General features: G+C 68.1%; 17 protein-coding genes and 3 pseudogenes. 17 read left to right on the forward strand and 3 right to left on the reverse strand.

The annotated features are described in order from the left end of the window. From CXY82_RS17810 to CXY82_RS02610, 12 genes and pseudogenes are all read left to right on the forward strand, one after another. Nucleotides 1-307: pseudogene (locus CXY82_RS17810) on the forward strand (hypothetical protein); the annotation flags it as partial. A gap of 84 nt (nt 308-391) precedes the next feature. Further along, on the forward strand, nt 392-760 hold the full coding sequence (locus CXY82_RS02560) for a DUF4440 domain-containing protein (RefSeq protein WP_104099425.1): 369 nt from the start codon (nt 392-394) through the stop codon (nt 758-760). Between the two features lie 110 nt (nt 761-870). Further along, the gene (locus tag CXY82_RS02565) at nt 871-2106 is read left to right on the forward strand and encodes a hypothetical protein (protein ID WP_104169550.1); all 1236 of its coding nucleotides are present in this window, start codon (nt 871-873) and stop codon (nt 2104-2106) included. Nucleotides 2107-2248: 142 nt separating this feature from the next. Beyond that, entirely contained in the window at nt 2249-2959 is a 711-nt protein-coding gene (locus CXY82_RS02570) for an ATP-binding cassette domain-containing protein (protein WP_158252115.1), read from the forward strand. Further along, nucleotides 2960-5050: a YhgE/Pip family protein gene (locus tag CXY82_RS02575; protein WP_104169552.1), complete on the forward strand. Its 2091-nt coding sequence runs from the start codon at nt 2960-2962 to the stop codon at nt 5048-5050. 61 nt (nt 5051-5111) lie between these two features. Next, a complete protein-coding gene (locus CXY82_RS02580) occupies nt 5112-5705 on the forward strand; it encodes a TetR/AcrR family transcriptional regulator (protein ID WP_104099429.1) in 594 nt (197 codons plus the stop codon). Between the two features lie 8 nt (nt 5706-5713). Then, complete coding sequence (locus tag CXY82_RS02585) at nt 5714-6208, forward strand: DUF3151 domain-containing protein (RefSeq protein ID WP_233199164.1); 495 nt, start codon at nt 5714-5716, stop codon at nt 6206-6208. Further along, the gene (locus CXY82_RS02590; protein WP_104169554.1) at nt 6209-7495 is read left to right on the forward strand and encodes an adenylosuccinate synthase; all 1287 of its coding nucleotides are present in this window, start codon (nt 6209-6211) and stop codon (nt 7493-7495) included. Nucleotides 7496-7778: 283 nt separating this feature from the next. Next, nucleotides 7779-8438, forward strand: a complete 660-nt coding sequence (locus tag CXY82_RS02595; RefSeq protein WP_233199166.1) for a GNAT family N-acetyltransferase — start codon at nt 7779-7781, stop codon at nt 8436-8438. Nucleotides 8439-8593: 155 nt separating this feature from the next. Beyond that, the gene (locus CXY82_RS02600) at nt 8594-9640 is read left to right on the forward strand and encodes a DMT family transporter (RefSeq protein WP_370443670.1); all 1047 of its coding nucleotides are present in this window, start codon (nt 8594-8596) and stop codon (nt 9638-9640) included. Nucleotides 9641-9847: 207 nt separating this feature from the next. Then, a pseudogene (locus CXY82_RS02605) lies at nt 9848-10174 on the forward strand (chorismate mutase); the annotation flags it as partial. A 101-nt stretch (nt 10175-10275) separates the two neighbouring features. Next, nucleotides 10276-11229, forward strand: coding sequence for an SDR family NAD(P)-dependent oxidoreductase (locus CXY82_RS02610; protein WP_104169556.1), 954 nt, complete (start codon nt 10276-10278; stop codon nt 11227-11229). A 115-nt stretch (nt 11230-11344) separates the two neighbouring features. Here CXY82_RS02610 and CXY82_RS02615 read toward each other — a convergent pair whose 3' ends face one another. From CXY82_RS02615 to CXY82_RS02625, 3 genes are all read right to left on the reverse strand, one after another. Further along, a complete protein-coding gene (locus CXY82_RS02615) occupies nt 11345-12298 on the reverse strand; it encodes a hypothetical protein (RefSeq protein ID WP_104169557.1) in 954 nt (317 codons plus the stop codon). A 186-nt stretch (nt 12299-12484) separates the two neighbouring features. Continuing rightward, nucleotides 12485-14794 carry a phosphoribosylformylglycinamidine synthase subunit PurL gene (gene purL / locus CXY82_RS02620; RefSeq protein ID WP_104169558.1) on the reverse strand — a complete coding sequence of 770 codons (2310 nt, stop codon included), beginning with the start codon at nt 14792-14794 and terminating at the stop codon, nt 12485-12487. A 116-nt stretch (nt 14795-14910) separates the two neighbouring features. Beyond that, nucleotides 14911-15372 carry a DUF3817 domain-containing protein gene (locus CXY82_RS02625; RefSeq protein WP_104169559.1) on the reverse strand — a complete coding sequence of 154 codons (462 nt, stop codon included), beginning with the start codon at nt 15370-15372 and terminating at the stop codon, nt 14911-14913. 153 nt (nt 15373-15525) lie between these two features. Here CXY82_RS02625 and mgrA point away from each other — a divergent pair, with 153 nt between their 5' ends. The 5 genes and pseudogenes from mgrA (at nt 15526) to CXY82_RS02650 (ending at nt 19521) form a co-directional block, all read left to right on the forward strand. After that, on the forward strand, nt 15526-16551 hold the full coding sequence (mgrA, locus tag CXY82_RS02630; RefSeq protein WP_104169560.1) for an L-glyceraldehyde 3-phosphate reductase: 1026 nt from the start codon (nt 15526-15528) through the stop codon (nt 16549-16551). A 147-nt stretch (nt 16552-16698) separates the two neighbouring features. Further along, on the forward strand, nt 16699-17217 hold the full coding sequence (locus CXY82_RS02635; protein WP_233194022.1) for a hypothetical protein: 519 nt from the start codon (nt 16699-16701) through the stop codon (nt 17215-17217). Between the two features lie 121 nt (nt 17218-17338). Continuing rightward, nucleotides 17339-17601, forward strand: a pseudogene (locus CXY82_RS02640) (IS1380 family transposase); the annotation flags it as partial. A 374-nt stretch (nt 17602-17975) separates the two neighbouring features. Continuing rightward, complete coding sequence (locus CXY82_RS02645; RefSeq protein ID WP_104169562.1) at nt 17976-18308, forward strand: helix-turn-helix domain-containing protein; 333 nt, start codon at nt 17976-17978, stop codon at nt 18306-18308. Next, nucleotides 18301-19521, forward strand: coding sequence for a type II toxin-antitoxin system HipA family toxin (locus CXY82_RS02650; protein WP_104169563.1), 1221 nt, complete (start codon nt 18301-18303; stop codon nt 19519-19521). The genes CXY82_RS02645 and CXY82_RS02650 overlap by 8 nt, the downstream gene beginning before the upstream one ends. Nucleotides 19522-19734 lie beyond the last annotated feature (213 nt).

A 19734-nucleotide genomic window follows, 5' to 3' on the forward strand; every position in this document is an offset into this window, starting at 1 on the left:
CAACCGGTCGGCGGCGCATTGCGACCTGGACCATTCCCTGGATTGGCAGTTCGACGGCCTGACCGCGCACGACAACCTCGCGCATCTGTGTCCGGCGTGTCATGCGTTGAAGAGCGAGACCGGGTGGCGGGTGTTGCACCTCGGTGACGGCACGCTTGAGTGGACGTCGCCGACCGGGCGCACGTTCGTGAGTGAGCCGGCCACGGTCATCCGCTCGGCGTCGCCTGTGCCGAGACCCGCACCGGAACCGCGCACCCCTGCGGCTGAGTCCGAGCCCGATCCCGAGCTCGACCCGGCGCCGTACTGACGGGCGGCTCGCCCGGCTGCAGATCCAGAACTCAGTCCCACCCCCAGCGGCTCAGTCGCTGCTTTGAGGGGCTAGCGTTGGGTCATGACTGCGATCACTGACGATCTGCCCGCCCGCCTCCTTCACGAAGAGCACGAAGGGTGGCAGGCGATTCTCGCCGGCCGCGGCGGAGACTATTACCGGCGAACGATGACCGCGGACGGACTGCTGATCCTGCCGGGAAGGATCGTCACCCGCAACGAAGCGATCGCCTTCTTCAAGGAGATGCCCGCCATCACGAGCTACCAGCTCCGCGAGCCGGCCGTGGTGCGCCAGAACGAACACGCCGGGGTGCTCGTCTACCGGCTCCTGGCCCACCGCGGCGACGAGGTGATCGAGGCGAACGCGGCCACGACCTACGTATTCGCCGACGGCGGCTGGTGCGTCGCGACGCACCAGCAGACCGCCCTGTAACGACCGGAGAGGGGCAGCTTTTCCGCTCCGCTGGACCGTCCCGGCAGGGTTGTGAACGCCGGAACCCGGGGATACCGTGGTAGACAAACTGCCACAGAAAGGACTCCGCAATGGCTGATTTCGGTAATGAGGGGCTCGCGGACTTATACCGTCGATCCGGTTCGGTGTCGAGTGCCTACGTTGACGTGACCCAGGATGCGCAGAACCCCCGGCGCACCTCCTCCCTGCGCCAGCGCACACTGCGGGAGGCGCTGACCGATGCCGGTGCCCCGGAGATCGACATCAGCACCATCATCGAGCTGATTGAGGAGCCGCCGGGCGTGGGCGGTCCGATAGGCAGGCTGATGTTCGTGCGGCAGGGCGTGGTCGAATTCAACGAGGTGCTCTCGGGGGAGCCGCTCGGCGAGTTGCTGGTCTCCTACGGGCCGGTGCCCGCTCTGATCCCCCTGCTGATCCACCGCCCACGGGACCTCAGGTACGTGGTGGCCGAGGCCGGGCGCGACGGCGGCGAGGTCACCCTCTACCGGCTCAGCCGCTCGCACCCGGTCTCCAAGGTGAAGGTGGAGGGCGACACGGAGTTTCTCACGAAGGTGGGTTCCGAAGACGACTTCCTCGCGAACGGGCGCTATCAGCACCGCACCGAGGAGGTGTGGAAGCGCAACGAGGGCCAGATCGCCGCCGCGATCGACGAGGTCGTGCGGGACAGTAAGGCTGAGCTGCTCGTGCTCACCGGCGACGTGCGTGCCCGCCAGTTGCTCGTCGACCAGCTCTCTCCCGCCAGCCGCGAGGTGCTGCACGTCGTTCCCACGAACACCCGCCCGGGTGGTGCCACGCAGGAGGAACTCGAAGGTGACCTCAATCGCCACCTCGCGGCGATTCTCGCGCAGGAGGAGCACGACGCCCTCGAGCGGCTGGGGACGGGACAGGGCAGCGGCCTCTGCGAGCTCGACTTCGCGGCCGTGGTGCGGGCCCTGCAGCAGGGCCAGGTCGATGTGCTGATGCTGGCCCCGGACCGGATGGCGGGGACGACTCTGATCGCCCTCGACCGCGAGCCGTGGCTGGCAGCCACCTCGGCCGATGCCCTCGGCGCAAGTGAGCTCGGCTCGGTGCCGGCCGCCGACGCGCTGATCCGTGCGGCGATGCTGACGGATGCACGGGTGATGGTGGTGTCTCCCGGGGAGCTTCCGGCGGAGACGAGCGCCGCCGCTCTGCTGCGCTGGTCGACCCTCCCGGCCCCGGCCGAAGCTCCCACCCCCGCGGAGGCCGAGCTCGCGAAGCTTCCCAGCCGCGGCGATGCGGTGACATTCCCGCGTCGTCGCGCAGCATCCGGTACTCCGGAGTCTTAGCCGCGGCCAGAACGGCGTTCAACGTGGCGAAGGCCACGTCACCGTCCGGGCGGCACCCGGGGCGCGCCGGCCTGAGCCTTGGCACGCGGCACGTCGATCTCTTGTTCTATACTGACTAGTCAGTACAAACGAGAGGATCGACGTGCAGTCGACAGTGAGGGCGCACGACCTGGCCCTGCGATTCAAGCGGGGCTCGGTTTACGGGCCCCTGAGCTTTGAGGTCGGCACCGGCCTCACCGTGCTCTGCGGCCCCACCGGCAGCGGCCGCACCAGCCTGATGCTGACCCTGGCCGGTCGCATGAAGCCGAGCGAGGGAACCCTCGAGGTGCTTGGCCACGAGCTGCCCCGCCGGGCCCGCCGGGTGCAGAAGCGCACCGGCATCTCCGGCTTCCACGACATCGACACCCTTGAGGAATCGGTCACCGTCGGCGCCGCAATCCGTGAGCGCACGGCCTGGATCTCCCCCTGGTGGGCGTTCATCCGCTCGGTCGACGACACCGAGGTGCGCCGCGTCTGCGCCCCCGTGTTCGGCGGCGTGCCGATTCCGGCTGCCGACACCGTGATCTGGGACCTCAATGAGGTGCAGACCGTGCTGCTGCGGGCCGCGCTCGCGGTCATGAACGAGCCGAGCATCCTCTTCTTCGACCAGGTCGAGCAGGTGCACGCACCGGAGTCCCGGCGCATCCTCTGGCAGCGCCTCGCCTGTGTCGCCGCCGCCGGAACCAGCGTGATCGCGTCCGCGACCGCGCCCGAAACCGAAATGTGGGCCGAGCTCGGCATCGACCCGGCCGTTGTCGTGATGACCAAGGCCGGGATGACCCCGGCCGTCCCATTGAATCAGGAGACCCGCTGAATGTTCGCCTTCCTCTCCTCCGGCACCGAGCTGCACCGCTTCGGCAAGGGCAAGATGCCCAAGATCGCCCTCGTCGTGCTCATGTTCATCCCGCTCATCTACGGGGCGCTCTACCTCTGGGCCTTCTGGGCGCCCGACCACGAACTCGACCACCTCCCCGTGGCGCTCGTCAACGGAGACGCCGGCGCCAGCCGGGACGGCGAACCGGTCACCGCCGGCCAGGACCTGGTTGACGAGCTGGTCGACGGCCACGAGCTCGGCTGGACCGTGACGAACGGGGCGGATGCCGCCGCGGGCGTCAGGGACGGCGACTACTACTTCTCGGTCACCATCCCGAGCGACTTCTCGGCCAGCGCCGTCTCCGCCGGCACCGACACCCCGCTTTCGGCCACCGTGCAGGTCGACTACAACGACAGCAACAGTTTTCTTGCCACCACCATGGGCAAGCAGGCCATGGTTCAACTGCGGGACGCGGTCGCCACCGAGATCGGCGACCAGACCGTCAATGCGCTCCTGGTGGGGGTGAATGAGGCCGGTGACGGCATCCGTTCGGCAGCGGGTGGCGCCGGCCGGCTGTTCGACGGACTCACCACAGTGTCGGCCGGGACCGACTCCCTCCTGGTCGGCCTCGATGCCCTTGCCGAGGGAGCGCTCACCCTCGACGACGGCGTTGCGCGCCTCACCGACGGCGCCGGCACCCTGGCGACCGGACTGGACACGCTGTCCGACGGCGCCCGGGCGCTCGCCGGCTCCTCGGTGACCCTCTCCAACGGCACCGTGCAGGTGTCCGAAGGGATGCAGGCCGCCGCCACGGGTGCCGCGACCCTCTCCGAGAAATCGGTGCAGCTCGCCGACGGCGCCGACCAGATCGCCGCGGGAACCGGCACGCTCGCCGGCGGCACCGCCTCGGTGTCGACCGGACTGCACGACCTGCTCCTGCAGATGCAGGCGGCACCGGAAGGCACCCCCGCGTCGGCGTTCCTGCCGGCCGTGGAGCACCTCGGCGCCGGCGCCGGCGCCGTGAACGCGGGTGCCCAAGGCGCGCTCACCCAGACCCAGACCTATGCCGGGCTCAGCGACCAGTTCTCCACCGGAGCCGGGGAACTCTCCGGCAAGCTGATCGCCGGGGCTTCCGGCGCCGCCCAGGTGGCCACCGGTGCCGGGCAACTCTCGGCCGGCGCGTCCTCCCTGGCCGAGGGGGCCGCCACCGCGGCCTCCGGGGCAGACTCCGTACTCGCCGGCAGCGAGCTGCTGAGCGAGGGCACGGGGTCACTGTCCGACGGCACCCGGCAGCTCGTCGACGGAGGCGCGAGCCTGAACACCGGCGCCGCCGAACTCGCCGTCGGCAGCGGCACCCTCGCCGATTCCCTCACCACGGGCGGGCAAAGTGCCCCCGACCTCACCGCGGACCAGATTGCAGAGAAGACGGCCGTAATCGCCAGCCCGGTCACGCTCGTGCAGAAGTGGGAGAACGCCTCCGACAGTTTCGGCGAGGGGTTCGCACCCTTCTTCCTGGCCCTGGCCACCTTCGTCGGCGGGCTGATCACCTGGCTGATCCTGCGGGCTCTGCCTACCCGGGCCCTCGCCAGCGCCGCCTCCGGGCTGCGCTCGACCATGACCGGCTTCCTGCCGGCGATGGCCATCGGGCTCGCCCAGGTCGTGATCATGGTGCTCGTGCTGGTCTACGGCATCGGCCTGCAGCCCGAACACTGGTTCGGGATGAGCGCGTTCCTCTACCTGACGACGCTCGCCTTCCTGGCTCTGCAGCAGATGTTCATCATCCTGCTCGGCACCGCGGCCGGCCGCGTGGTCAGCCTCGTGCTGCTCATGCTGCAGCTGAGTTCGTCGGGCGGCACCTATCCGGTGGAGACCACGCCCGTGTTCTTCCAGGTGCTGCATCCGTTCATGCCGGCGTCGTACGTCGTGACCGGGCTGCGCGAACTGATCACCGGAGGCATCGATTCTAGACTGTGGGTTTCGGTTGCCGTTCTCGCCGTGATGCTGGTCGGCTCGATCGCGATCAGCGCCTGGAGCGCCGGCCGCCAGCGGATCTGGACCGTGGGCCGGCTGCACCCCGAACTGACCATCTAGCGCGGCCCCGGCACCGAACCGAACCTGCCGGCACCGAACCTGCCCGTGGAAAGGAACTCCAATGGCACGCGCCACCGGAACGAAACGCGCCATCCTCGACGCCACGCTGGAGCTGGCCGCGACCAGGGGCATCAGCGGCACCACGATGGATGAGGTCGCCGAGCGGGCCGGGGTGGCCAAGGGCAGCCTGTATTACAACTTCAGCTCCAAAGACAAACTGTTCGAGAAACTGCTGCAGGAGGGGGTCGGCGCGCTCGCGGAGACCCTCCGCGCCGCGTCGGCCGGCCTGCACGGCAGCGCGGCCCTCGAGGCGCTGGTGCGCGCGCTTCTCGACCGGATCGCGGCGAACACAGCACTGTCCAAGCTGATGGCGGCGGAGATCTTCCGCACCGACCGCACCTGGCAGAAGACGCTCTTTGCGCTGCGGCACGAGGCCCTCGCCGTGTTCGCCGACGCGATCGCGGAGGCGAAGCCGGGCAGCCGTGCCGACGCGACCTGCGGTCTGATGGCGTCGAGCGTGTTCGGCGCCGTGCTGATGGCGGGCCTGGAATGGCTCGTTTTCGAACCGGACCGGCCGCGGGACGAGGTCGCCGCGGCCATCCTCGGTTCCCTCTCCGGCGGCCTGTTCGGCGAGGAGCGGTCCGGGCCTTGTTAGGATCGAGTGTGACCGGCGACAATTTGATTAAGCAGCCCGAGACCCTTCTTCCCGCGGAACCGGAGGTGATCGAGGCGCTCCGCCGAGCCGATAGCGGCAGCATTTCCGGCGTGGTGGAGGCCCATCCGACGTCCTCCCTGGCGTGGGCCGTGCTGGCCGACGCCACGCACCTCGAGGGTCGAACCCTGGAGTCCTATGCCTACGCGCGCGTGGGCTACCACCGCGGCCTCGACGCGCTCCGCAAAGCAGGCTGGCACGGCCAGGGCCCGGTGCGCTGGACCCACGAACCCAATCGCGGAGTCCTGCGGGCGCTCTATGCGCTGCGCCGGGCCGCGGGCGAGATCAATGAACAGAACGAGTTCGACCGTCTCACCACCTTCCTGAACGGCGCCGATCCCACGGTGATCAGCCGCCTTGATCAGGAGACCATCACACCGGACGGCTACCGGGCCACCGACCCGGCCCCGCCCACCGAGGCGTTCTTTATCCGAGGAGAAAACTAAATGCCAGCGATCGTTCTGATCGGAGCCCAGTGGGGCGACGAGGGCAAGGGCAAGGCCACCGACCTCCTCGGCAGCCGGGTTGACTACGTGGTCAAATTCAACGGCGGAAACAACGCCGGCCACACCGTGGTCATCGGCACCGAGAAGTACGCGCTGCACCTGCTGCCGTCGGGCATCCTCACCGCCGGTGTCACGCCGATCATCGCCAACGGCGTGGTCGTCGACATTGAGGTGCTCTTCGAAGAACTTGACGCGCTGATCTCCCGCGGCGTGGACGTGTCCGGACTCAAGGTGAGCGCCAACGCTCACATCATCACCCAGTACCACCGCACGGTCGACAAGGTCACCGAGCGTTTCCTCGGCAAGCGCCAGATCGGTACCACCGGCCGTGGCATCGGCCCGACCTACGCCGACAAGATCAACCGCGTCGGCATCCGCGTGCAGGACCTGTTCGACGAGAACATCCTGCGCCAGAAGGTCGAGGGTGCCCTGGCCCAGAAGAACCACCTGCTGGTCAAGGTCTACAACCGTCGCGCGATCACGGTCGACGAAATTGTCCGGGACCTGCTCAGCTACGCCGAGCGTCTGCGCCCGATGGTCGCCGACACCGCCCTGCTGCTGCACGAGGCCCTCACCGCCGGAAAGACCGTGCTCTTCGAGGGCGGCCAGGCCACGATGCTGGATGTCGACCACGGCACCTACCCGTTCGTCACCTCCTCGAACGCGACCTCCGGCGGCGCCGTGACCGGCTCGGGCATCGGCCCGAACCGGATCGACCGGATCATCGCCGTCGTCAAGGCGTACACGACCCGCGTCGGCGCCGGCCCGTTCCCGACCGAACTGTTAGACGAGTCGGGCGCGTTCCTGCGCGCCAACGGTTTCGAGTTCGGCACCACCACGGGGCGCCCGCGCCGCTGCGGCTGGTACGACGCGCCCGTCGCCCGCTACACGGCCCGCATCAACGGGGTGACCGACTTCGTGCTGACCAAGCTCGACGTGCTGACCGGCCTGGACACGATTCCCGTCTGCGTCGCGTACAGCGTCGACGGCGTGCGCTTCGACGAGGTGCCCGTGTCGCAGTCCGACTTCCATCACGCGAAGCCCATCTTCGAGGACTTCCCCGGCTGGACCGATGACATCACCGGCGCCCGCACCTTCGAGGACTTGCCGCGGAACGCGCAGGCCTACGTGCTCGCGATCGAGAAGATGAGCGGCGCCCGCATCTCGGCGATCGGCGTCGGTCCCGGCCGTGAGGAGATCATCTCGCGCCACGATCTCGTCGACTGAGGCAAGCGCGGCTGTGGGCGGCGGTCTGCGGGCTGTGGGCCACGGGCTGTGAACGGCGGGCTGCGGGCTGCGGGCGGCGGGCTGCGGGCTGCGGGCGGCGGTCTGCGGGCGGTGCTGAAGGCCTCCGCCCGGTGCCCTGACGAATCCGACGGAGATTTTGCTGCCGGAGGACGAAAACCGGTCCGCGGCATCCGGTTTCGCCAAAATCTCCGTCGAATTCGTTCGCGCCGACCTGACCGCTGCCGTTCATTCGGTGGCAACCTGGCGCTGCCACAGTGTCGGCATGACTGCCGAACGACCTCAGAGCATCGCCATCGTGGGCCACTATGTGCGGCTCGAACCTCTCACCCGTGCGCTGCTGTCCGAGCTGCACGGCGCGATCGCGCATCCAATGGTTTTCGACGGCGGTTTTGGCGGCGGCCCGGGCGGGCTCCGCACGGACCCGGCCGAGTTCACCGACTGGGCGGATGCCTACGTTCACTGGGCGGGACTGCCCTACGCGGTGCGCTTGGCCGGCGGCCCGCACGCCGGTGAACTCGTGGGCATGTCCACGCTCGGCGACCTGCACCTGCAACACGAGTCGGCCCACGTGGGCTGGACCGCTTACGATCCGCGGGTCTGGGGCACCGCCGTCAACGCGGAGACGAAGCTACTACTGCTCGGGCTGGCCTTCGACCACGGGTTCGGGCGGGTGAAGATCCAGGCGGATGTGATGAACGTGCGGTCCTGCGCGGCCATCGCGGGCATCGGGGCCACGTATGAGGGGATTATCCGCCGGGAGCGGCGCCGGGCCGACGGCAGCTGGCGGGACACCGTGATCTACTCGATCCTCGACAGCGAGTGGCCTCGGGTGCGGGCCGGGCTGCGGGCGCGGCTCGACGGGTACGGCGCGCGTTCGGTTCAGTACCGGGTGCGGCCGCTCGAGACGAGAGACGTGGCCTGACGGCGGCACCGCCGGATGCCCGTTTGCGTGCTCCGGCGCGCCCCGGCGCGTCGGCCAGCGCGTTCCGGCGTGCTCCGGCGTGCTCCGGCGCGTGCTGCGGGCCGCGGTCGAGCGCGTCCGTGCGGAGTGTCGGCGGGGCGCGGTACAGTCGGCAGGTGAGAGACGTTCCCGCCGCCGGACGAACCCGGGTCACCCTGCAGTTCCTGGGCATGGGTGTGGTCTGGGGATCCAGTTTCCTGTTCATGAAAGTGGCCCTCGAGGGGGTCACGTTCGGCCAGGTGGCGTGGTCGCGGCTGGTGCTCGGCGGTTTCACGCTCGGCCTGATCGTGCTGGTCAGCCGTCCGCGTGTGGCCAATGGGCCGGTGCTGCCGCGCGAGAAGGTGGTCTGGCTGCATTTCCTGGTGATCGCGATCACCGGATGCGTCGTGCCGCACCTTCTGTTCGCGTGGGCGGAGCAGTACGTGTCGTCGAGTCTGGCCAGCATCTACAACGCCGTGACGCCGATCATGACCGCGGTGATGGCGACGCTCGCGTTCCGGGTGGAGCGGCTCGCGCGCGGGCAGGTGGCAGGCATCCTCGTGGGCATCGCCGGCGTGGTCGTGATCATCGCGCCGTGGCGCTACGCGGCCCTGACCGGCGACCTCTGGGGCCAGCTGGCCTGCCTGGGCGCGGCGGTCTGCTACGGCTTCACGTTCGGCTACACCCGCCGGTTCCTGAGCGGCCGGCCGATCGCCCCCGCGACTTTCGCGTTCTTGAACATCGGCATCGCCGGGGCGATCATGCTTGTGGCCACCCCGGTGGTGGCGGCGCATCCGGTGGCACTGACCGTGCCGATCGTGGCCGGACTGCTCACTCTCGGCGCGCTCGGCACTGGCGTGGCCTACATCTGGCACATCAACGTGCTGCGCGCCTGGGGACCGACGAACGCGTCGACGGTGACGTATGTCACACCCGTCGTCGGGGTGCTGCTGGGGGTGCTCGTGCTCTCGGAGACCTTCTCGTGGCACGAGCCGGCCGGGGCGGCGCTGGTGCTGCTCGGCATCCTGCTGACCCAGCGGCGGCTGCGCTTGCCTGGGCGGGCGGGGTCGGCGCGGCGGTTGGCGCGGCCGGTGAGGGCGGCCCGGCCGGCGGAGTCGGCTGGGTCGTCCGGGTCGTCCGGGTCGGCGGAGTCGCCCGCGCCGCTGCAGCGGTCACGGAGTTAATGGCGACCGGTATGGCGCCGGAATCGACACTTCCGGTCGAGATCGACTCGCGCGCCGGGCGAAGTCGACCGGAACTGTCGACCTCGGCGGAGCGGGCGTGGAATGCGTTGAAGCGGGTGGCCGCTTCCGGGTGGTAGCCCGCGGCATCGAAGACGGCGGGCAGTGCCGGTCGTGCGGTCACCGCGCGCGAAACGGTATCGTCGAACCATGGCTGCACACGAGGAATTGCCCGCCGGCGCGGGGCAGGAAGCGATCGACGAACTGGGCAGCATCCGTCAGAGTATCGACAACATCGACGCCGCGCTGATCCACTTGCTGGCGGAACGGTTCAAGTTCACCCAGCAGGTCGGACGGCTCAAGGCCACGCACGGCCTGCCCCCCGCCGACCCCGAGCGGGAGCTGCTGCAGATCCAGCGACTGCGCGGACTGGCCGAGGAGGCTCGGCTCGACCCGGCCTTCGCCGAGAAGTTCCTGAACTTCATCATCGCCGAGGTCATCCACCACCACGAGAAGATCGCCGGCACCGAGTCGGCGAACGGGTCCGCGCCGCGAACTGCGGGGGCACGAACGGATGTCGCACGGCCGGTCGTGGGCACCAGCCCCGATTCTTCCGCCACCACGTCGCCGGCCACCTCATGACTTCTCAGACCTCCGCGCTCCCCGGGGCGGCGCGCGCCCTTCCGGCCCAGTTCGGGAAGACCTTCGTCGTCACCGGCGCCAACGCCGGCCTCGGCTACTTCACCATCGAGCAACTCGCCGCCGCGGGCGCCCACGTCGTGCTGGCCTGCCGCAATCTCGCGAAGACGGAAGCCGCGGTCGCGGCCATCCACGCCCGGGTGCCCGGGGCATCCGTGTCGGCGATACCGCTGGACCTGAGCGACCTCACCCAGGTGCACCGTGCCGCGGACGCGCTGCTGGAGTTGCCGCGGATCGATGGGCTGATCCTGAACGCGGGCATCGTGCACCCGCCGCGCACGCGCGAGCTGAGCCCCGACGGGCACGAACTCGTCTTCGCGACCAACTACCTCGGCCATTTCGCGCTCACCGCGCGGGTGCTGCCGGCTCTGCGGCGCACGCCCGGCAGCCGGGTCGTCGCGCTCGGTTCGATGATTTCGCGGCTGCTGGACTCGCCGCTGCTCGACCTGCAGTTGGAGTCCGGCTACAACCGGTGGAAGGCCTACGCGCAGTCGAAGATCGCCATGCAGGTGTTCGGCTTCGAGCTCGATCGACGGCTGCGGGCGGCCGGAGCCGGCGGCACTGACGGGGTGCAAAGCCTCGTCGCACACCCCGGTTACTCGATTTCGGGTCTGACGCCGGGCATCCGCGGGGTCAATCAGCCGTCGCGTGCGAGCCGGTTCGCCGACACCCTGCAGTCCTTCGGTGCTCAGGGCAAGGACGCCGGGGCCTGGCCCACGGTGAGTGCGGCCGTCGACCCGGATGCCCGTGGCGGCGACTACTACGGCCCTCGCTACCTCACGCGCGGCCTGCCGACGCTGCAGGAGCCCACGCGCACCTCGCTCGACCCCGCGGTCGCAGAGTCGCTCTGGTCACGCTCGGAGCTCCACCTCGGCGCCCCCTTCTCGATCTAGCGGGCGCCCCGCTGCACGGCCCCGCGTGCGCTCAAAACGCCGCCATGCAATGGGGAATGACGGCGTTTCTAGCGCACGCGACCCCCTGGAGAGGGTGTGGGGCTGGAGGTGGGATCTAGGGGATCCAACCGCGATCGAGAAGGGCGGTGCGAATTCGGGCGATGATCGCACGGGGAGAGTGGGATTTGTTGACACGGATGACCCGCCACCCTTCTTCCATGGGCTCGTCCAGCCGGTCGATGTCGCGGTGAAACTGTCGTTCGTCTTCGCGGTGCTGCCCGCCGTCATACTCGATCAGGACCTTGTAGCGCAGGTAGGCGAGATCACCCAAGGCCATGAAGGCGCCGTATCGATTGACGAGGGTCAGGTTCACTTCCGGCTCCGGCAGGCCTGCCCGCACGATGAGAAGTCGCAGCACTGTTTCCTTTGCAGAATCGGTGCGCGGACGGACCAGGGCGAGGGCCTCGCGGAGACGACAGGCACCGGGCAAGCCCGCGTGCCGTGCAACGGCCACGTGAAGTTCCGCCATCGTGGCCGGAGGCCGCTGTCGGCGCACGAGGGAGTCGCCAATGATGATCAACTCATCGAGGGTGAGGACCGTCGACAGCTGGACCCACGCGTCGACCGCTGAAGCGACGGCGAGGTGTCCCACCGAAACGACGCGCACCCGGTCCAGCGGAATCAGATGTCCGCGCACGCCCTTGCCCCGGCGGCGCCGGGTCCGAATGCTTGTGCCGACATCCACGATTGACCGCTCGAGGAGTCGCGCGGGGAGAGGCAGCCCGTGGAGAAGCGCGGCCGTCGCGTGGCTGAAGAACTGATCTGACGGCATCCGCACCGCGTAGTCATAGGCCCGGGTGCGCGCTGCTGCACGGATCCGGGCCCACCTGTCCGCGTCGCTGACGGGGGCCGGTGACGGGCCGCGCCCCACAGGCGCCCGCACGCCGTGGAAGGGCCGCGCGAGGTCGCTGCGCCGCAGTCGCCCGGAATTGACTCCCCACTGTCGAGCGTCGGCGACGGAAAACGGCCCATCACCGAGCCCGGCCGGCAGCTCAGAAGGCGGTCTCATCGCATGATGATGCCACCCGCTGCGATTCGCACGGTGCTCTATCCACAGGCGCCGACCGCAGGCGCTCGTTCGTGCGCGGAAAGTGCCACTTTGATCCCGGCGATGGCGGCCGATTGGTCGCACGCAGGGGCGAAACGGGGTCGGTCGGTCGGAGGGGGAGCGGGAGAACGGGCGGAGGAGGAACCCCTACTGCGCGAAACGGGAGGGGAGGGTGCTGCGGTGACGCGTCTGCAAGTCGGCGAGCGACACCGTGAAGTGGTCCTGGATCTCCAGGCTCGCCGAGGTCGAGTCCGTCACGCCGATGCGCAGCACCGGGTAGCCCCGCCCTTCGCAGAGGCCGAGGAACTTCACGTCGTCTTCCCGAGGAACCGATACGATCACGCGCCCGGCCGACTCCGAGAACAGGGCGACGGATGCGTCGATCCCGTCGCGCTCGCAGATGTCGCCGAGCCACACGCGGGCTCCGACCCCGAACCGAAGCACCGCTTCGGCCAGCGTCTGCGCCAGCCCGCCCGAGCTGAGGTCGTGGGCGCTGTCGATGAGCGCCTCGATCGACGCCGCGTGCAGCAGCCCCGCCAGGGCGGCTTCGCCGGCCAGGTCGACGACGGGCGGCAGCCCGCCCAGGTGGTCGTGGATGACTTCGGCCCAGGCCGAGCCGTCCAGTTCCTCGCGGGTCACGCCGAGCAGGTAGATGTTGTGGCCGTCGTCCTGCCAGCCGCTGGGCACACGGCGGGCGACGTCGTCGATCACGCCGAGCACGGCGACCACAGGGGTCGGGTGGATCGGTTGGTCGCCGGTCTGGTTGTAGAACGACACGTTACCGCCGGTGACCGGGATCTCGAGCGCCAGGCATCCGTCGGCCAGACCGTCGACGGTCCGGGCGAACTGCCACATCACCTCGGGGTTCTCCGGCGAACCGAAGTTGAGGCAGTCGCTGATGCCGACCGGCACCGCGCCGGTCACGGCCACGTTGCGGTAGGCCTCGGCAAGAGCGAGCTGCGCGCCGCGGTACGGGTCGAGCTGGCAATAACGGCCGTTCGCATCGGTGGCGATGACGAAGCCGAGGCCCGACTCCTCGTCGATCCGGATCATGCCCGCGTCGTCGGGGAACGAGAGGGCCGTGTTGCCCATCACGTAGCGGTCGTACTGGTCGGTGATCCAGCTCGGGTCGGCCAGGTTCGGCGAGCCGAGCAAGGCCAGGAACTGCTCGCGCAGCACCTCGGGTGAGGTCGGGCGGGGCAGCGCGGAGGCGCTGTCGGCCTGCAGCGCGTCGAGCCAGGTGGGGTAGGCGACCGGGCGGTCGTAGACCGGCCCGTCGACCGCGACGGTGCGCGGGTCCACGTTGACGATCTCCTCGCCGTGCCAGTCGATGATGAGCCGGCCGGAGTCGGTGACCTCGCCGAGCACGCTGGTCTCGACATCCCATTTGGCGGTGACGGCGAGGAAACCGGCGAGCTTCTCCGGGGTGACGACGGCCATCATGCGTTCCTGGCTCTCGCTCATCAGGATCTCTTCGGCCGTCAGGGCGGGGTCGCGCAGCAGCACCTTGTCGAGCTCGATGAACATGCCGCCGTCGCCGTTGGAGGCAAGCTCGCTGGTGGCGCAGGAGATGCCTGCGGCGCCCAGGTCCTGGATGCCCTCGACGAGCTTCTCGCGGTAGAGCTCGAGGCAGCACTCGATCAGCACCTTCTCGGCGAACGGGTCGCCGACCTGCACGGCGGGGCGTTTGGTGGGGCCGCCTTCGGAGAAGGTGTCCGAGGCGAGAATGGATGCCCCGCCGATGCCGTCGCCGCCGGTGCGGGCTCCGAAGAGCACCACCTGGTTGCCGGTGCCGGTGGCGTTGGCGAGGTGCAGATCCTCGTGGCGCAGCACGCCCACGGAGAGCGCGTTGACGAGCGGGTTGCCCTGGTAGACCTTGTCGAACCAGGTCTCGCCGCCGATGTTGGGCAGGCCGAGGCAGTTGCCGTAGAAGGAGATGCCGGACACGACGCCGTGCACGACGCGGGCGGTGTCGGGGTCGTCGAGACGTCCGAACCGGAGGGCGTCCATCACGGCGACGGGGCGGGCGCCCATCGAGATGATGTCGCGCACGATGCCGCCGACGCCGGTCGCGGCACCCTGGAACGGCTCGATGTAGGAGGGGTGGTTGTGCGACTCGATCTTGAACGTGACCGCCCAGCCCTCGCCGACATCCAGCACGCCGGCGTTCTCGCCCATGCCGACCATGAGGTTCTTTTTCATGGCGGGGGAGACCTTCTCGCCGAACGAGCGCAGGTACTTCTTCGAACTCTTGTAGGAGCAGTGCTCGCTCCACATCACCGAGTACATCGCGAGCTCGCCGCTCGTGGGGCGGCGGCCGAGGATCTGTCGGATTTCGGCGTACTCGCCCGGGGTCAGCCCCAGCGCGTCGAACGGCTGCTCTTTCTCGGGCGTCGCAATCGCGTTTGCAACGGTGTCGGCAATGCCGCGGGAGGGTGTGGTGGTAACAGCGGTCACGAGTGGCGTTCTCCCAGAGATAACGAATGCTTGACCTGGCGAGTCTACCCGCCGCGCCGCTCCAGCGCCGGTTCCGAGGCCGCCCGGCTATAGCCTGGCAGCGGCCTGGCCGCCCGCTAGCTGCGCCCGCCGGGAGGACCCAACGACAGCATCACCGTCATGATCGCCACCGCGGCCACGGCGAAACTGCTGACCAGGATCACCGGACGGTTCAGCATCCAGCGCAGCAGCGTGCCCACCCAGGTGTGGTCGCGCGGGTCGTCGGTGGCGACGCGGCGCCAGTCGCCGTCGAGCCGGCCGGTGCGGTCGAGACGGATGTCGAACGGCACCGTCGCGTAGGGCACGATCGCCGTGGCGACGGCGAGCACCATCAGCCGGACCGGCCAGCGCTGGTTCAGGCCCACCAGCACGGCGGTCAGGGCGTAACTGATGAAGACGAACCCGTGCAGGGAGCCGGCGATCCGCACCGGGGTGCCGCCGGCATCCGCCACGTATTTCAGCAGCATGCCGCCGATCAGGAGGGTCCAGGTCACCGCCTCAGCGATGGCGATGGTGCGGTAGAAGAGGCGGGGAGACACGGGGGAACACTCCAGGGGGTGGGGAACGGGACGAAAGAAGGGGGGAGCTTCGATCTTCGCAGGGTTGCGGGGGAGCCGCGCATCGGCCGAACGGATGACACGGCGGATCAGTGGGGCAGAGGGCTACCCAGCCGACTGTGCGAGTCTGAAGGAATGACGTACCTTCCCGCAGACACCCGTTACGACTCCATGCCCTACCGCCGCACCGGTCGCAGCGGCCTCAAACTTCCCGCCATCTCGCTGGGCCTCTGGCAGAACTTCGGCGGCACCGCGCCGATGGAGACGCAGCGTGCCATCCTGCGCCGCGCCTTTGACCTGGGCGTCACCCACTTCGACCTGGCCAACAACTACGGGCCGCCCAAGGGCAGCGCCGAGAGCAACTTCGGTGTGCACCTCGCTCAGGACTTCGCCCCGCACCGCGACGAACTGGTCATCTCGACCAAGGCCGGCTACGACATGTGGCCGGGCCCGTACGGCAACTTCGGCTCGCGCAAGTACCTGCTCTCGAGCCTCGACCAGTCCCTCGGCCGGATGGGCCTGGACTACGTCGACATCTTCTACTCCCACCGGGCCGACCCGGACACCCCGCTCGAAGAGACCATGGGCGCGCTGCATACGGCCGTCACGAGCGGCCGGGCGCTGTACGCCGGCATCTCCTCGTACTCGCCCGAGCGCACCCGGCAGGCCGCCGCGATCCTCGCCGAGATGGGTACGCCGCTGCTGATCCACCAGCCCTCCTACTCAATGTTCAACCGGTGGGTCGAAGACGGACTGCTCGACACCCTCGACGACCTCGGCGTCGGCTGCATCGCCTTCTCCCCGCTGGCGCAGGGGCTGCTCACCGACCGCTACCTGAACGGGGTGCCCGAGGGGTCCCGAGCCTCGCAGGCCGGCTCGATGAGCCGCGAGATGGTGAACGACCAGACGGTGGGGCGCATCCGTGCCCTGACCGAGATCGCGGATGCCCGCGGTCAGTCGCTCGCCCAGCTCGCCCTGTCGTGGGTGCTGCGACGCGAAACCGTCACCACGGCGCTCGTCGGCGCCTCCTCGGTGAAGCAGTTGGAGACGAACATCGCCGCGATCGACAACCTCGCGTTCACCGACGCCGAGATCACGGCGATCGACGAGCACGCCGTCGACATGGGCATCAACCTGTGGGAGCCGTCCAGCGCCGTCTAGCCTGGCGACATCGACGGATGATTCGGGCGGGCCGCTGCGGCGCCCGCGCCGTGATCGCCGGGAAACTTTCCTGGACAGTTTATTAAAAGCAGAGTTATCCTTTTAATGAATCGTACGATGAGATCGAGGAGACTGCTAGTGGCAAGAATGAGTGTGGAAGTGGAACTCGAGAAGGGCCAGGTGACGAAGTACCGGCGTCACGAGAACGGGCGTGGACTGGTGTCGCCCGGTGCCCAGGTGAACCCGAGCGCCTACGTGTCGAGCGCAACGTATGTGGAAAGTGACGCCCAGGTCGGGCCTGAATCGTGGATCGGGCAGGGGAGCTGGATCGACCACGGGGCGATCATCGGCGCGCGGGTCTTCGTCGGCGCGAACGTGCATATCGGAGCCGATGCGATTGTCGGAAACGAGGCGCGCCTGGCCAGCAACACGGACATCGGCCGTGGGGCTTTCATCGCCGATGGTGCGGTCATCGACCACGAAATTGCGGTCCCGGAGTTCACCGACGTCAGTGCACGGCCGACCGCCCGAGCACGCACGGTTCCACCGGGGGGCCTGTCGGCGGCATCCGGTCCCGACCGTGCCGGATGGCGGCGAACCTGGGGTGCTCGACGCACGCCGTCACCTCGCCTGCCGGTCCCCCCGGTGTTGGTCACGGTGTCCTAAGCCTCAATCCACCGGTGAGGCTGGGGAATTGACGGCGCGTAAAACAGAGAATGCCTTCCAGATCAGGAAAAGTAGAACTTACTTAGGGTTCATTTCGACTGACACGAAAGGCATCTCGTAGATGCAATTTTTCCATAGATCCACGGCCTTGTCAGCGTCCTTCGATGACACCAATCTCGTGTCGGCCGCCGGACTCGTCCCTGCGATGATGCCGCCTCCACAGGCCTGGGCGAGCTTGCCAGCCGGTGGTTGACGTTGCCGGGGTACTTCGGGGCGAACGCGGGGTTGAAAGTCACCGCGTTGGTCGCGGGGATGCTCGCCGGCGCGGACTCGATCGATGACATGGCTCTGCTCCGCCACGGCGGGATGAAGAAACTCTTCGCCGATGCCAGACATCAGGCGCTTGCGCGGAGATCGAAGGGGCCATTCGCCCGGCTCGCGCGGCCGCCTGAAACCATTCACCCTTGGAGTCAACTGAACTCGAGGCAGTCCCTTGTGAGTCTTGTGCGTCTTGTGCGTCTTGTGCGATTTGTGAGTCTTGTGAGTTTGGGCCGCACCCGACATTCCTGCCAAATGTGGGCACGCGTGAACCTCTCCGCCCGTAAAGGCGCCGGAGTCTGCCCGCCACACGCCCGACGCGCGGCACACTCGTCCGGTGCGCTGCGATCCGCCGCAGACGGAAAACCAAGCTAATGCAGAGTATGAAATGCTTTATAAGCGTTAGTGTATAAAATAATAGGCGTTAGGGAGGAGATTCAATGGTCGAGAAGCGATTAACCCCCATCCCCGTCCGGCGTGCTCTCCGTGAACTTGGTATGGACATTCAGACGTGGCGGAAACTTCTCGGGTTGACTGCGGCGCAGGTCGCCGATCGCGCGGGCATGAGCCGGGCAACCCTCCACAAGCTGGAATCGGGGCAGGGAGGCGTCAGCCTCGAGACCGCGCTGCGTGTCTTCCGGGCACTTGGAATCATGGACACGGTCGTTGAGAGCGCCGACCCTTATCGCAGCGACATCGGCCGGCTTCGCTCCGAGGAAGTTCTCCCGCAGCGTGTGCGTCAGAGCCGGCCGAAGAAACAGGCCGATGTCTGACGCGGAAGTCTGGGTGCAAATAGACGGTGTCGACGTCCGCGCGGGCACGGTCTACGCGCATCGTCGACGCAACTCCGAGAGCGCCACTTTCACCTACGACATCGATTATCTGGCCAGACCAGACGCGTACTCGCTCGATCCGGGGCTACCCCTCTCATCCGGGTCTTTCAACACTGCGGACGGGCGTCGCCTTTTCGGGGCGTTCACGGACTGCGCTCCCGACCGCTGGGGACGCAAACTCATCGAAAGATCCGAACATCACCGTGCCGCACAAGGCGGTGGAGCTGAACGCAGTTTCGGCGAACTTGATTACACGCTCGGTGTTCGCGACGACCTTCGTCAGGGCGCCTTCCGGTTCCGTCATCCGGGGACCACTGATTGGCTGGGGCCGGCGGCTGCAAGCGTGCCGCACCTGGTCGGCCTGTCGAGGCTTCTCCACGCTGTTGAATCTGTTGAGAGCGACCATCCCGATGACGAATCGTTGCGGCTACTCCTGCGTGCGGGAAGCTCTATCGGTGGTGCCCGGCCCAAAGCTGCCGTTGTCAACGGCCGGGGTGCATTGCTCATTGCGAAGTTCCCCCGTGTTGCCTCCGACGAATGGGACGTCATGGCGTGGGAGCAGCTCGCTCTGACGCTGGCCAGCCGGGCAGGCATTCGAACGCCGCGCACTGAATTGATGAGTGTCGCAGGCCGGAACGTGCTGCTGCTCAACAGGTTCGACAGAGTCGGGGATCGTCGCATCGGATATGTGAGCGCTATGACGATGCTCGAAGCAGTTGACGGCGAGCACCGCAGCTACTTGGAAATCGCCGAGGTCATTGAGCAGTCATCCTCATCTGCGACGCGTGACCTTCGCGAGCTGTGGCGCCGGATCGCGTTCTCAATCCTGATCTCTAACACCGACGACCATCTCAGAAACCACGGGTTCCTCCGGTCGGACACCACACGCAGCTGGGACTTGTCTCCCGCGTTCGACCTCAACCCCAACCCGGCAGCGGGACCCAAGGAGTTGTCCACGTCCATCGACTACGACACCTTTTTCGCGGACACCGCCGCCCTCCTAGACGTGGCTCGGTACTTCCGTGTGAAAGACGCCGTCGCATTGCTATTAGAAGTCAAGGCCGCTGTCTCCGGGTGGGTCGTGGAAGCCCGCCGACTCAACATCCCGGAAAGCGAAATTGACCTCATGGCTGGCGCGTTCGTTGCCGGATGAGCCCAGCAGGCTGGACGGGCCGAGTGTTCAAGTACCCGACGCCGGTAGCGGGGGTTTCGCGATCTGATTCATCTGCTCACGCTGGCGCTGAAGAGCCGGAGCGAGCACGGTATCAGCGATTTCCGAGACCAGGCGTGGAACTAATCGGATAAGCCGTTTGCGGGGCTTTGTTGCGCGTAGGCCAACTGCGCGCAACAGAGACTCGGCCGATGG

It is taken from the genome of Cryobacterium sp. M23 (genome assembly GCF_002929655.1).
Lineage (GTDB): Bacteria > Actinomycetota > Actinomycetes > Actinomycetales > Microbacteriaceae > Cryobacterium > Cryobacterium sandaracinum.